Source organism: Paenarthrobacter sp. Z7-10, assembly GCF_026932795.1.
Taxonomy (GTDB): Bacteria; Actinomycetota; Actinomycetes; order Actinomycetales; family Micrococcaceae; genus Arthrobacter_M.
The window spans coordinates 1-12,735 of sequence record NZ_JADPVH010000031.1; the positions used below are offsets into that span (position 1 = coordinate 1).

Sequence of the window (12,735 nt, forward strand, 5' to 3'; positions counted from 1 at the left end):
CCGGAAGCAAATGGCCCGCGAGCACACCAACATCCAAAAGCTGACGCTGACCATCATCAATACCCTGCATGAATCCAGTCTTCCGCAATCCCGGGAAACCGTTCGAAGGCGCGCCTTAACGCCCCCGATTAATCAGCACCGTCCTAGGGAGCCAGCACGTCAGGAGGGCCGGCGGTGGGCGTTAGAGAGCCTGGTTGGACGGAGGGCCGGCGGTGGCCGCTGGAAACCCTGTCAGGACCGCCAGCGGGTGGTCATCAGGAAACCAATGATGACGATGCCGAAACCGATGACGAGGTTCCAATTGGCGATATTCGGTACGGGCCATTGTCCGTTGGTGATGTAGTAAACGATGATCCAGATCAGGCCGATCACCATCAGGGAGAACATCACCGGTTTGAACCAGACAGGGTTCGGCTTGTAGACGGGAACCGCGCTCTGTTGCTGGCTCGCGCCGGTGGAACGGCGGCGGGACTTTGACTCGGGCACAGATTCTCCTTGAGGCGGCACCACGCACAGGATGGACCGCTGCTGTATCGGGGACAGAAACGACCCTTGGTATCCTGATGCCAGGAATACGGCAAGAAACGGCTCTGCTTGCTTTCTGGCTGTAATTCTATCTGCATGCGCGGTGAATCCGGGCAACCGGGCGGGTGGCCGCCGATGGCTGTCCCGGATCAGGCGCGCACCGACTCAAAGATTGGTTGCATTCCCACCATGGGCACACGGATTCTGGTTGTCGACAACTACGACAGTTTTGTTTATACGCTGGTCGGGTACCTCCAGCAGCTTGGTGCTGAGACAACAGTGGTGAGGAACGACGACGTCACCCTGGCGGAAGCGGTGGAGCTGGCCGGGCCGCGTGATGGCGTGCTGATCTCTCCCGGGCCCGGGAATCCAGCCGAGGCCGGTATCTGCGTCGAGCTCATCAAGTGGTGCGGGCAGGAATCGAAACCGATGCTGGGTGTGTGCCTGGGGCATCAGGCACTGGCCGAGGCCTACGGCGGAATGGTGACGCACGCGGCGGAGCTGATGCATGGAAAGACGTCCCCGGTGACTCACACCGGAAAGAATGTTTTCGCCGGACTGCCCAGCCCGTTCACCGCCACCCGCTACCATTCTTTGGCAGCGGTTTCGGAGGCGGTTCCGGATGAGCTGGAGGTCACGGCCACTACGGCCAGTGGGGTAATCATGGGTCTGGCACATCGTTCAGCACCGCTTTACGGTGTGCAGTTCCATCCCGAATCTGTGCTGACTGAAGGCGGCTACCTGCTGCTGGGGAATTGGCTGGAATCGCTGGGCCTAAAAGGTGCAGCGGCTCAAGCCGCCACCTTGAGCCCGCTGATCACAAAATAGATCGCAAAGTCATGGCCAGGACCGCATGGGCCCGGAGCCCGAGGCTTGGACCGTGTGGCCTGAGCGGCAGCAGGCTGGCGGCATCAGGGGCGCTTGAACTGCCGCAGCGGGTCCAGGCGGCCAACGTCTGGACCCGAGGACATTGAACTGCCCTTTGTTGCCGGCGGCGAAGGACACGTCGTCCCTTTCGAAGGAGCACAGGCAACGGGCGGAGAACTGGGGGGTGCCGAACTCGCGGGGGCGCTAGCCGGAGCGCTGGCCGGAGCGCTGGCCGGAGCGCTAGCGGGGGCGCTGGCTGGAGCGCTGGCCGGTGGTGCCTCCGGGGCCTTGGCGACTTCCACCGTGATGGTGCTGAACTGGGCAACGCTGGAGCCTGCCTCGGCTGACTGGCTGGTTACCTTCCCCGGGTCAACCACGGAATTTTCCTTCGGCACGAACGTCACCTGAAGTGTGGGTGAGGCGTCTTTAATGGCTTTTTGGGAATCGGATTGGCTCAGCCCGAACAGGGCAGGCATAGTGACTTTTCCGGTGGACACCATCAGATCAACGGTGGAACCTGCCGCCACGACCTGACCGGGAGATGGATTTGTTGTGACCACCATGCCCGCGCCAACACTTGCGTCGTTGACAGCGCTGGTGTCCCCTGGCACCAATCCAATGGAATTGAGCGCATCGCGGGCTTCGGCCTCGGTCCGTTTGACCAAGGTGCTGGGGATCGTCACCGTGGATGGTCCATTGGAGACAATCAGTGTGATGGCAGAGTTTGGCGCCACCGACTTCCCGGCCGCCGGGTCCGTTCCCACCGCCTTCCCCTTAGGCACGGAATCGCTGTTGCGCCGATCGATCGTGGGCCGCAGCCCGGCGTTGAAGAGTTTGGCCAGCGCATCGGTTTCGTTCAGTGTCTGCACCGTGGGGATTGCCGTGCGTGGAGCCGCGACCGGCCTGGCATGGAGCAGGTTGTAGCCGAGAAGGGCTGCCCCGGCCAGGACCACGGCCAGGACGACGAACAAGGTGGTAATCCAGGCCCGGCGGCGGTGCTTGGAGGCCGCGTCACGTTCATGTTCGAGCGTTAGTCCGAGCGCGAGCTCACGGTCGTTGCCCGGCTGACCGTTGGTCAATGGGTTTCCAGTCGGCACCTTGGCCATCGCGCGGGTGGCCGGTTCGCTCCCGCTGTAGCTGCCGGAGTGTTTACTGCCGGGCTGGCCGGAAGGGCTGCCGGCAGCGGAAGAGCCAACGGCGGCACCGGAAACTGAGCGGCCGGCATGCTGCCGGGTGGAATGGGCGCTGCCGGACCGCTGCACCGCCGCTGTGGAAATGCTTACCCTGGAACGGGCGGCCGCTGGAGCCGGCTGTTCCAGTCCGTGAGGATCGGTGGGCGCCTCGCTGGCGGAAAAGGGCGCCAGCACGACGCCGCTTTTTGCCGCACGCAACGCACGCCGAAAGGCTGCCGCATCCTGGAAACGATCCGCACGGTTTTTTTGCAGTCCGCGGATCACCACGCTGTCCACCGCCGCCGAGAGTTGGTCGTTGAAGTGGCTCGGGGGTTCGGCCGTTTCCCGAACATGCTGATAGGCCACTGACACCGGACTGTCGCCCACAAAAGGGGGGCGTCCGGTGAGCATCTCGTAGAGCAGGCAGGCCGCGGAATAGAGGTCGCTGCGGGCGTCCACGGATTCTCCACGGGCCTGTTCAGGAGAGAGGTACTGAGCCGTGCCAAGGACGGCCTGGGTCTGAGTCATGGTGGCGGACGAGTCGGCAATGGCACGGGCAATGCCGAAGTCCATCACCTTGATTGCCGAGCCGTCTGTGGTCACCATGACATTCGCAGGCTTGATGTCGCGGTGGACTATTCCGGCACGGTGGCTGTACTCCAGTGCACCGAGAACCCCGAGCGAGTAGTCGATGGCCTGAGCCGTTGTTAGCTCCTTGGCTCGGATAAGGTCCCGCAGCGTGCGCCCGGCAACGTATTCCATCACAATGAACGGCACCCGCGTTGCGTCAGGGGAAGTATCCGTCCCAACCTGTTCGCCCGTGTCGTAGACGGCGACGATGGAGGTGTGGTTCAGGCCAGCCACGGCCTGAGCCTCACGCTTGAACCGGGCCAGGAATTGCGGGTCCCTGGCCAGGTCCGCGCGCAGGAGCTTGACGGCCACGGTGCGGCCCAACCGGATGTCGCGTCCCATGTGGACGTCCGCCATTCCGCCGCGGCCCAGCAGTTTGCCCAGTTCGTAACGCCCGTTAAGGACACGAAGTTCATTCACTGATCGGTGGTCCTTTCAGGGTGCAGGAAGTGGTTGGTTTTGGTAGCGCACGACGGCGGTGCAAGCCGCCGTGTCTGCTTGGATTGGGACTAAGGGGTGGCCGGTGCGGACGGCGATGTGGGTGCGGATGGTGTCGCCAGTGGCGGGGCTGCGGCTGGAGGCGCCGAGGAAGGCCCTGCCGCCGCAGGAGGCGATGACGACGTCGGCGGTGCGGGAGCTGACGACGTCGGCGCGGGCGCCGGCGCGGGCGAAGGACCCGTGGAGACGGTGTAATTAATAACTGATCCCTTGACGACCGATGTTCCGGATTGGGGCGTGATCGAGATGACCGCGCCCTTATCGACCGTGTCGCTGGCCGCTTCGGTCTCCTTGCCGAGCACCAGCCCCGCTTGGGTCAAAGCCGAATTGAGGGCGGAGACGCTGCTGTTGGCCGCAACGGCGGGTACCGTTACCATTTCCGGCCCCTTCGGCCCCTTCGAATAGGTCACGGTGATGGTAGTGCCCTTCTTTTGGGCTCCCGAAGGCGCAATGCTTATCACCGCGTCCTTTGGCACGGTGGCACTGAAAACTGGTGCCGGGTTGACGCCCATGCCCTTGGCAATCAGGGCGTCCTGGACTTCGGAGAAGGGCCGGCCGTTGTACTGATCCGGGAAAAGGGTAACTATGTCCGACGCGGCGCTGCTGCTTGCCGGCGGACTGCTGGGGGTGGTCTCGGGGGCGCTGGCGCTGGTCTCCGTCGTCGAAGGAGCGGCCGAGGACACTGCCGTGCTGGAGTTGGTGACCGAGGGGGCAGGGGCACTCTTATGATTGAAAACGCCCAGTTGCTGCAGCAGGATGGCACCTACCACAAAGAGCAGCAGCAGGATCAGTGCCAGCAGCGGCCAAGTCCACGGGCTGCGTCCGCGCGGTGCCGGCGACTCAGCCGGTTCCTCGTCCTCCTGGATCCAGTCGCGCTCGGCGCCCAATGCAGCGGCGCCGGCCACGGTGGCTCCGGCGACCGTCGGCAGGGCAGAGGTGGCAGGGCCATAAGCCGCTGCCGGCGCCCCGAGGACAGTCGTGGCGCTCGTCGCGTGGAGATCGACAGGGGCAGTAATCGGACCCGTCGTTGCTTCAAAGAGCAGCATGCCCGGTACCGCGGCGTGCGCTGCTTTGATGTCGCCGTTGCGGATGGCTTCCGCGGCTTCGGCCAGTTGGTCCGCATTGGCCGGACGGTTCGCCGGGTTCTTGGCAAGCATGGACATGAGCAGCGCGCGTACCGGTGTCGGGAGGGTCTCCGGCAACGGCGGCGGCGCATCGTTGACCTGGGCGAGTGCAATGGCAATCTGGGATTCACCCGAGAACGGGCGGTGGCCGGTGATGCACTCGTAGCCGATGATGCCCAGGGAGTAGATGTCGCTGGCGCCAGTGGCAATCTGCCCGGTGGCCTGTTCCGGGGCCAGGTACTGGGCGGTGCCCATTACCTGGCCGGTCTGCGTCAACGGGACCTGATCGGCAAGGCGTGCAATCCCGAAGTCCGTGACCTTGACCCGGCCCTCCGGGGTGATCAGCAGGTTGCCCGGCTTGATATCCCGGTGCACCAACCCCTGGGCATGGGCAATGGAGAGCGCGCGGGCTGTCTGCGCGATGATCGAGAGCGTCCGGTCCGAGGACAGCACGTGATCTTTCTCGATAATGCTGGAAAGCGGATGCCCTGGAACCAGCTCCATAACCAGATAGGCGGAACCATCTTCCTCGCCATAATCAAAAACGTTGGCGATCCCGACGTGGTTGAGCAGCGCGGTATGCCTGGCTTCGGCGCGGAACCTCGCAAGGAAACCCGGGTCCCCGGTGTATTCCTCCTTGAGGATCTTTATGGCCACAGTCCGGCCCAGGACCAAGTCCTTTGCCTTCCAGACCTCACCCATGCCGCCGATGGCTATGCGCGTAGTGAGCTGGAACCTGCCGCCTAGAGTGATTCCCGAAGTAGGTCTCACTTATTCAACACCGCCTCGATAAGTTTGCTTGCGTTAGGACTGGTCAGTTGCGCCCCGGTGGCGATGTCGACGTCCGCCATCATGATCGACACCACCACCTTGGGATTGTCGGCGGGAGCGAATCCCGTGAACCAGGCGTTGTTCTTGCTCAGCGGATCCGCCGTGTTTCCCTCTGCGGTGCCGGTTTTCCCGGCCACTTTAACGCCTGGTACGGCGGCTGCGTGGGCAATGCCGTTGTCCACCACTCCGGTCATCCACTGTGTCAATTGCGCCGCTATCTGGGGTGTCGTGGATTGGCGCAGAAAGCGGGGAGTGAACTCCTCGACCGGTTTCAGGTCCGGCGTGCGGATGGACTTAATCATATTGGGTGCCATTTGCTTTCCCCCATTGGCGATCGCGGCCGTCATCATCGCAATTTCCAGCGGAGTGGCTTTGACGTCCTGCTGACCGACCGCGCTGCGGGCCAGGTCCGCCGGACTCAGCTGCCCCTTGCTGCCCGGGAATTTGCTGCCGGTGACGCTGTCCGGAATATGCAGCCCACTTTGATTGAAGCCGAACTTCGTCGCCTGCTCCGTAATGGCATCCTGACCGAGACCCAAAGCGATCTGCGCAAAGGGCGTGTTGCAGGACTGTTCCAAAACGAAGGCGAAGTCCGCCTTCGCCCGCGCGCCGCATCCCCCACCGGCATAGTTCGGCAGCCCAACACTGGTGCCCGGCAGGTCAAGGACGGGCGGATTGTCCAGCACGCTGTCCTTGTTGTATTTTCCGGAGGCCAGCGCCGCGGCTGTGTCCACCAGCTTGAAGACTGAACCGGGTGAATAGAGCTCCTTGTAGGCCTTGGAGCCGTACATATTAATGCCCGGTATTTTGACCAGTCTGTTGTAATTGGCGGCAACCGTGGCCGGGTCATGGCTGGCGAGCAGATTGGTGTCGTAAGACGGTTTGGAAACCATCGCAATAATGGCTCCGGTCTTGGGATCCATGACCACTATGGACCCGATCTGACCGTCCGGAATCATGTCAAAGGCCATCTTCTGGATTTCTGGATCGATCGTCAGCTCCACCGAACGGCCCTTGGGCTGCGCTCCAGAGAGGACCTGAGTGATCCGGTCATAGAAAGCGTCATCCGAGTTTCCGGTCAGCTGCGCGTTTTCCGCGGCCTCGATTCCGGTCTGTCCGTAGGCCTGCGTCAGAAATCCGGTCAGCCCGGCATACAGTTTCGGCTGCAGATACTGGCGTTGGTACTTGCACTTGTCGTTGGACGGAACCGATTCCGCAACGGCCTGACCACCCACCAGAATGGAGCCGCGGTCATCGCAGAAGTATTGGATCAGCGCCCGTTTGTTATTGGCATTGCTTTTCAAATCGTCGACGGCGAAGAACTGGACATACGTAATGGAGCCGAAGACCAGGGCAAAAAGTGCAATGGCTACGATCCAGGAACTTCGGATGGCTTGGTTCACAGGGACTTCACCGCCTCGGTAGGTATGCCGCCGGTGGCTGGGGTGCCTGTCCGGCCTGTGCGGCCGCGGTTCGGGCCCGGTGTTCCCTCAGAAGTGGCCGGTGTTGTGGAAATGGGCCGCCGGGCGGCATCGGAAATGAGCAGCAGCAATGCCACGATAATCCAATTGGCCAGCAGCGAGGAGCCGCCCGCGGCCATGAACGGCGTGGTGAGGCCGGTTAGCGGGATGAGGCGGGTGACTCCGCCGATCACGATAAAACACTGCAGACCAATGGCGAAGGACAAACCGCAGGCCAAGAGTTTGCCGAAGGCATCGCGCGTGCCCAGCGCGGCTCGAAAACCGCGGGTGATCAACAGCAGATACATCAGCACAACCGCAAACAGACCGATCATGCCCAGTTCCTCGCCGAGGGAGGCGATGATCATGTCACTGTTGGCCAGCGGAACCATGTCCGGACGGCCCTGCCCCAGACCGGTTCCGATCAGGCCGCCATTGGCCATTCCGAACAGCCCCTGCACCACTTGGTATCCACCACCCCCGACCACCTCCGGATCGAAGGCATTTGCCCAAACGTCGATGCGTGAAGAGACGTGCGGAAAGATTTTCGCGGCGGCAAAGCCGCCGACCGCGATGAGTAGCACTCCGATGACGACCCAACTGACGCGGCTCGTGGCCACATAGATCATGGTCAAGAAGAGACCGAAAAACAGCACGGAGGAGCCAATGTCGTGCTGGAAAACCAGAACGCCCACGCTCGCCAGCCAGGCGACAATCATCGGACCAAGATCGCGGGCCCGGGGCAGCTGCAGCGGGCCCAGCCTCTTGCCCGCCAAAAGAATAAGGTCCCGGTTGGATGAAAGATACCCGGCGAAGAATATGGCGAGGGTAATCTTCGCGATCTCGCCCGGCTGGAAGGAACTGCTCCCTACCCGGATCCAGACCTTAGCCCCGTTGACGTCACCGGCACTGATGCCCGGCACGAGCGGCAGAAGCAGCAGGACCACGCTGACCAGCAGCGAAATATAGGTGAAGCGGCGCAGCACTCGGTGGTCCCGAAGGAACCAGATAACGGCAATGGACGCGATCACTGCCACGGTGGTCCACAGCCATTGCCGCGGCCCTGCACTGTCTCCGGTCGCGATGTCCAGCCGGTGGATCATCGCCAATCCGATCCCGTTGAGGGCAATCACCACGGGAAGTATTACCGGATCCGCATATTTCACCTTGAGCCGAAGGGTAACGTGCATGCCAAGGGCCAGTACCGTCAGCACGGCGGCCTGGCTGAGGAAGTCAGCGTCGAAACTGCGCCCTTGGTTAAGGTTCACCAGTGCGTTGGCGCCAATGCCCACGGCGAGGGCCAGCAGCAGCAGGAAGAGTTCCACCAGGCGCCGGGGTTTGGGAACGGTCTGGACCTGGCTCATGGTGCTCCTTGCGCGCAGGGGACCGCTGTTGGTGTCCCCGAGCTTGACGGGGACGGCGACGTGGATGGGCTCGGCCGCGGCGCTGCAGTGGAACTAGATTTGGGGGTGCTGGAGGACTTGGATGCGCCGGCGGTTGGCCTGCTGGCGCCTGCCGTTGCCGTTCCGGCACCCCCAGTGGTGGTAGCGCCTGCCGTGGCCGTTGCCGTACCGCTGGCCGGAACGCGGGATGACGGCGACGCCGAGGAGGCAACCGAGGGTGAGGCAGGGGGGCAGGACGGCGCCCCCGTGCCGAGCTGAAGGTCGATAATGATCTGGCGCGCATCATCCAAGCCGGCAGCGGGCACGGTCTGTTGCAGCCGCTGCCTCGAGTAATCCGGCAGCGAGGCGACAGTAATCCCGGTTTCGCTGTACAGGTGTGAGAGCTGCACCGGTCCCAGCGACTGCGAAACGCCGATGTAAATGGCTACGTGGCCGTTGGCGTCACCGAGATAGTAGCGGGTCTGGGTCCAGGCATAACCGAGCCAAGCTGCCAGCACCAGGATTACCACGGCGACTCCCGCGGCAATTGAGATGAGCGTTCGCCGGGTCCGGGGCGGTTCATCGTCGGTCGGCTCATCGGCTTCGGCGGTTCCGGCCGGTGCCGTCTTGTGGGTCAGCACGGTGGCCGCACGCCGGGCAGCGGCGCGTCCGGCGACGGCGGGGATCGTGCCTTCGACGGCCGCGGACAAAGCGGCCCCAACCAGTTCGTGCGGCCGTGCCGCCAATTCCTCCCGGACGACGTCGGCAGAGATGTGGGTGCCGAGCTCATTTGGCTGGCCACCATCGGCGGCAGAGGCGGGATTGGAGGCGGGCGTGGAAGTGGTGGGCTGCCCGGTACCGGCATGGGCCGCTGCCGCCGGCGGCGGCTCGCTGGATGCGTCCGCAGCTGCGGTGACATCGTCTCCGGTGGGATCGGGGGCGGACAGCGCGCCAAAGCCCGCATTCTTGGCCGCAGCCCGCTCGCCGGCTGCTTTGGCGCCGCCGCTACGCTGCTGCCGTCCGCGGACAGCCGCGGCGGGAGCGTCGTCGTCCTGATTTGTGGTCCGCGGCGCGTCTATCGTCCTCAGCGAAGCGGTGGCAAGCTCGTCCGCCGTCGGTTCCGCCACTTCGAAAAGCACCACCGTGACATTGTCCGGAGACCCGGCCGCCAGCGTCAGCTCTATCAGTTTGTCCGCGCAGGCGCCCAGATCCGGGGTATGACGCACCACGTCCTCCACCACCTGGGCAGGGACGAAGTTCAACCCGTCGGAGCAGAGCAGCCAGCGCTCTCCCACCGCCGCGTCGAAAGTGCTCAGGTCCAGTTCCGGGGAGGCGTCGACATCGCCCAACACGCGCATTAGTACATTTTTATGTGGATGTGTCTCCGCGTCCTCAGGCCGTAGCCGGCCTTCATCGATAAGCCGCTGCACGTAGGTGTGGTCCACACTGACTTGCTCGAAAACGCCGTCCTTGAGCCGGTATGCCCGGGAATCGCCAATGTGCGCGAATTCCAGTTTCTCTCCAGACAGCAGCAGCGCAGTGACGGTGGTGCCCATCCCGGCCAGCGTGGGTTGGACACGGACAAGTTCGGACAGCAGGGAGTTGGCCGTCTGGATTTCGTCGGCCAGATACGTCGCGGCATTACCGGTGTAACCATCCCGGTCCAAGTGGATCAGATCCAGCACCGTGGACGCGCTCGCGACGTCACCTCCGGCGTGGCCGCCCATGCCGTCGGCAACCACGGCCAGATACTGACCCGCATACGCGGAGTCGTCATTCTTGCCCCTGATCAGTCCCACGTCCGAGCGCGCCGCATAGCGCAGGACCATTGGACGCCCAGCCATGCTTACGGCCTCAATTCAATGACCGTCTTACCGATCCGAACTGGGGCGCCGAGTTCGACGGGCAGGGCCCGGGTCAGTTGTGCGTCGCCCAGATACGTGCCATTGGTGGAGCCGAGGTCCTCAATGAACCACCGGCTGCCCTGGGGAAAAAGACGTGCATGGCGGCCGGAGGCATAGTCGTCCTCCAACACCAAGGTGGCCTCTTGCGCGCGGCCGAGCAGGATGGGCGTTCCCGTCAGTTCCAGCATGGTGCCGGCCAAGGGTCCCTCTGTCACCACCAGGTGATGAGCCTGCTGCCGGGCGGGTGGCGGCTCCTCCACCAGTTCCGGATGCTTGCGTGCCTGCCGGGCGGTGGGGCCACCCACCTTTGTTTTGCGGCCAATGACCAAGTCCCGGCGCATGGCGCTGACGATGCTGAAGATCAGGATCCACAGCAGCAGCAGGAAACCGAAGCGCAGGACGGTTACGGTCAGTTCGCTCATCCGCGGCCGCCCTTCGGGGGCAGCAGGCGGAAAATGATCTTGGTCCGGCCCATCGAAATATTGGCTCCATCAGCGAGCTCAGCCGTGCCGTCAACCTTGCGGCCGTTGACGTAGCTGCCGTTGGTTGACCCCAAATCAACGGCGGTGCAGCGTCCATTCATCGAGCGGATCTCCAAATGCCGCCGTGAGACACCCGTGTCATCGATCAGGATGTCCGCCTCGGAGGAGCGGCCGAGCACGATCGACTCCGCATTGAGGGAATATCGCTGACCATCAATGTCCAGCACGGGCTGCAGCCGACCCGGCGCACGGGCGGGGGCGGTGGGAACGTTGGCAGGGTATGCGGGCTGCGGACGGTCGACGGCGGGCTGTCCTGGATTTGAGTACGCCGCCGCGGCGGGGGGCTGGCCCAAGTCGTGCTTCTCGCTGTCGCCGTCGGGGTCGGCACGTTCAGTTCTGGAATCGATCTCGAAGGTCCCCGGCTTCAGATCGGCATCTTCGGTGAAGGAAACCCGTACCGGACCCTGCAGTATATAGCCTTGACTGCGCGCATGCTTGATCACCACATCGCACAATTCCTCGGCCAAGGCGGTGCCCCAACTGCGGACCCGCGCGAAATCCGGCTCGCTGAGCCTGGCGTCAAAGACGTTGGGCGTCAGAGTTCGTCCGGCCGCCAGCGTCATGGCCTTGTCGTCGAGCTCCCGCCGCAGCCGGCTGGCTATCTCAACCGGCTGTACCTGCGCCTTGGATCCACGGGAGAAGGCACCGCGCACGGCTTTTTCGATGCCCCGCTCGACGTTGTCCAGCAATCCCATGCCGCCTTCTCCTTTCCTTGTCCTGCGTTCATCTGTATTCCAGTCCAGGATCACCCCCGGCAGGCAGCCCATCGAGGTCAACGACTGCAGCCGGGCGCGCTCGCAGCGGCGTCCGGCAGCCGCACTTCCTGCGATACTACTGGCCTTGATACTACGTGGCGATTCTGGGGATCGCCCGGTCATCAAGCTTAGGCCACACGGATTATGCCCCCAATGATGGTCTAAGAGGGAGGTGCAAGCCCGCGGAGGCCGCCCAAAGAAGGCCGCACAAAGAGAGGTGTAAGAGGTCCCGCAGCGTCCCGCGCCGGGGTGGTGCTTGAGTGCTGACCTGGTCTTGGTCCAAGGGTGGTGCGTGCTTACTGGTTCCGGTCTTGCCCGGGGGTGGAGCCTGGCATGGCACTGCCCGCGACCGTGCCAGCCGGCGCTTACTGCCGTCCGGACACCGGCTTCGCCAAACCCACGACGGCACCCAGTGCAACCGTTTAGGTAATTCCCGCAGCGGTCCGTTATGCTTAAGCTCGCTGTTGTTTGGGCCATGATCCACGGATCTCCGGCAGGATACTTCAGACGCGCGCGAGTGGCGGAACGGCAGACGCGCTGGCTTCAGGTGCCAGTGTCCGAAAGGGCGTGGGGGTTCAAATCCCCCCTCGCGCACGCAATGCCCTGCAGATTGTGGGCAACAGAAACACCCCGATCCATGGATCGGGGTGTTTTTCTTTGCCCAAACGCCCTGCAGGCGGTCGCTGGCCGGTTGCGATTCATCAGTACCCTTTCGATCGACTACCTTCTGTGAAATGCTGCTGATGTTACGAATGCAGGTTCACTAGCAGGGAGACCAACGTTGATTGAAAAGTTGAGCGAAATGGGCATCAAAAGTGAGTACGCCTTACTGGGTGGATTCGCGTCGATTGGCCTGTCCTTGACGTCCTGGCTGATCAGCCGGGGCAACAGGAAGCACTCCAAGGCGCAGTCGGACCGCTGGGGCATCTTCGTGGGGCACTGGGCGCCGACGTTCTTCGCCATCGGCTTAGCCTTGCGGCTGGAGGAAAAGAAGTAGTCCGGGAGGCAAAAGACCGGCTGCCGCAGGTGCGCTGAACTGCAGTGG

Annotated in this window: 10 protein-coding genes and 1 tRNA gene; 3 read left to right on the forward strand and 8 right to left on the reverse strand. The window is 63.4% G+C overall.

Translation table 11 applies throughout. The features are described from left to right. Window positions 1-231 precede the first annotated feature (231 nt). A complete protein-coding gene (locus IV498_RS10715) occupies window positions 232-486 on the reverse strand; it encodes a cell division protein CrgA (RefSeq protein ID WP_269046550.1) in 255 nt (84 codons plus the stop codon). 228 nt (window positions 487-714) lie between these two features. Between IV498_RS10715 and IV498_RS10720 the strand changes: the two genes are divergently transcribed. Beyond that, on the forward strand, window positions 715-1,353 hold the full coding sequence (locus tag IV498_RS10720; protein ID WP_269046551.1) for an aminodeoxychorismate/anthranilate synthase component II: 639 nt from the start codon (window positions 715-717) through the stop codon (window positions 1,351-1,353). Window positions 1,354-1,436: 83 nt separating this feature from the next. On the opposite strand, the gene pknB is transcribed toward IV498_RS10720, so the two are convergent. The 7 genes from pknB to IV498_RS10755 form a co-directional block, all read right to left on the reverse strand. Continuing rightward, complete coding sequence (pknB, locus tag IV498_RS10725; protein WP_269046552.1) at window positions 1,437-3,614, reverse strand: Stk1 family PASTA domain-containing Ser/Thr kinase; 2,178 nt, start codon at window positions 3,612-3,614, stop codon at window positions 1,437-1,439. Between the two features lie 89 nt (window positions 3,615-3,703). Next, on the reverse strand, window positions 3,704-5,587 hold the full coding sequence (locus tag IV498_RS10730; RefSeq protein ID WP_269046553.1) for a protein kinase domain-containing protein: 1,884 nt from the start codon (window positions 5,585-5,587) through the stop codon (window positions 3,704-3,706). After that, a complete protein-coding gene (locus tag IV498_RS10735; RefSeq protein WP_269046554.1) occupies window positions 5,584-7,050 on the reverse strand; it encodes a peptidoglycan D,D-transpeptidase FtsI family protein in 1,467 nt (488 codons plus the stop codon). Before IV498_RS10735 ends, IV498_RS10730 begins: the two co-directional genes overlap by 4 nt. Then, the gene (locus IV498_RS10740; protein WP_269046555.1) at window positions 7,047-8,471 is read right to left on the reverse strand and encodes an FtsW/RodA/SpoVE family cell cycle protein; all 1,425 of its coding nucleotides are present in this window, start codon (window positions 8,469-8,471) and stop codon (window positions 7,047-7,049) included. The genes IV498_RS10735 and IV498_RS10740 overlap by 4 nt, the downstream gene beginning before the upstream one ends. Continuing rightward, window positions 8,468-10,333, reverse strand: coding sequence for a PP2C family protein-serine/threonine phosphatase (locus IV498_RS10745; protein WP_269046556.1), 1,866 nt, complete (start codon window positions 10,331-10,333; stop codon window positions 8,468-8,470). Before IV498_RS10745 ends, IV498_RS10740 begins: the two co-directional genes overlap by 4 nt. Before the next feature lie 2 nt (window positions 10,334-10,335). Then, the gene (locus IV498_RS10750) at window positions 10,336-10,815 is read right to left on the reverse strand and encodes an FHA domain-containing protein FhaB/FipA (protein WP_269046557.1); all 480 of its coding nucleotides are present in this window, start codon (window positions 10,813-10,815) and stop codon (window positions 10,336-10,338) included. Beyond that, entirely contained in the window at window positions 10,812-11,630 is an 819-nt protein-coding gene (locus tag IV498_RS10755) for an FhaA domain-containing protein (protein ID WP_269046558.1), read from the reverse strand. Before IV498_RS10755 ends, IV498_RS10750 begins: the two co-directional genes overlap by 4 nt. Window positions 11,631-12,201: 571 nt before the next feature. Between IV498_RS10755 and IV498_RS10760 the strand changes: the two genes are divergently transcribed. Both IV498_RS10760 and IV498_RS10765 read left to right on the forward strand, forming a co-directional pair. Further along, window positions 12,202-12,284 (forward strand) — tRNA-Leu (locus tag IV498_RS10760). A gap of 208 nt (window positions 12,285-12,492) precedes the next feature. Continuing rightward, window positions 12,493-12,687 carry a hypothetical protein gene (locus IV498_RS10765; RefSeq protein ID WP_269046559.1) on the forward strand — a complete coding sequence of 65 codons (195 nt, stop codon included), beginning with the start codon at window positions 12,493-12,495 and terminating at the stop codon, window positions 12,685-12,687. The last annotated feature ends 48 nt before the right edge of the window (window positions 12,688-12,735 follow it).

Coding starts and splice junctions, on each gene's coding strand:
- IV498_RS10720 (WP_269046551.1), top strand. CDS start 715: ATGGGCACACGGATTCTGGTTGTCGACAACTACGACAGTTTTGTTTAT.
- IV498_RS10740 (WP_269046555.1), bottom strand. CDS start 8,471: ATGAGCCAGGTCCAGACCGTTCCCAAACCCCGGCGCCTGGTGGAACTC.
- IV498_RS10745 (WP_269046556.1), bottom strand. CDS start 10,333: ATGGCTGGGCGTCCAATGGTCCTGCGCTATGCGGCGCGCTCGGACGTG.
- IV498_RS10750 (WP_269046557.1), bottom strand. CDS start 10,815: ATGAGCGAACTGACCGTAACCGTCCTGCGCTTCGGTTTCCTGCTGCTG.
- IV498_RS10755 (WP_269046558.1), bottom strand. CDS start 11,630: ATGGGATTGCTGGACAACGTCGAGCGGGGCATCGAAAAAGCCGTGCGC.
- IV498_RS10765 (WP_269046559.1), top strand. CDS start 12,493: ATGGGCATCAAAAGTGAGTACGCCTTACTGGGTGGATTCGCGTCGATT.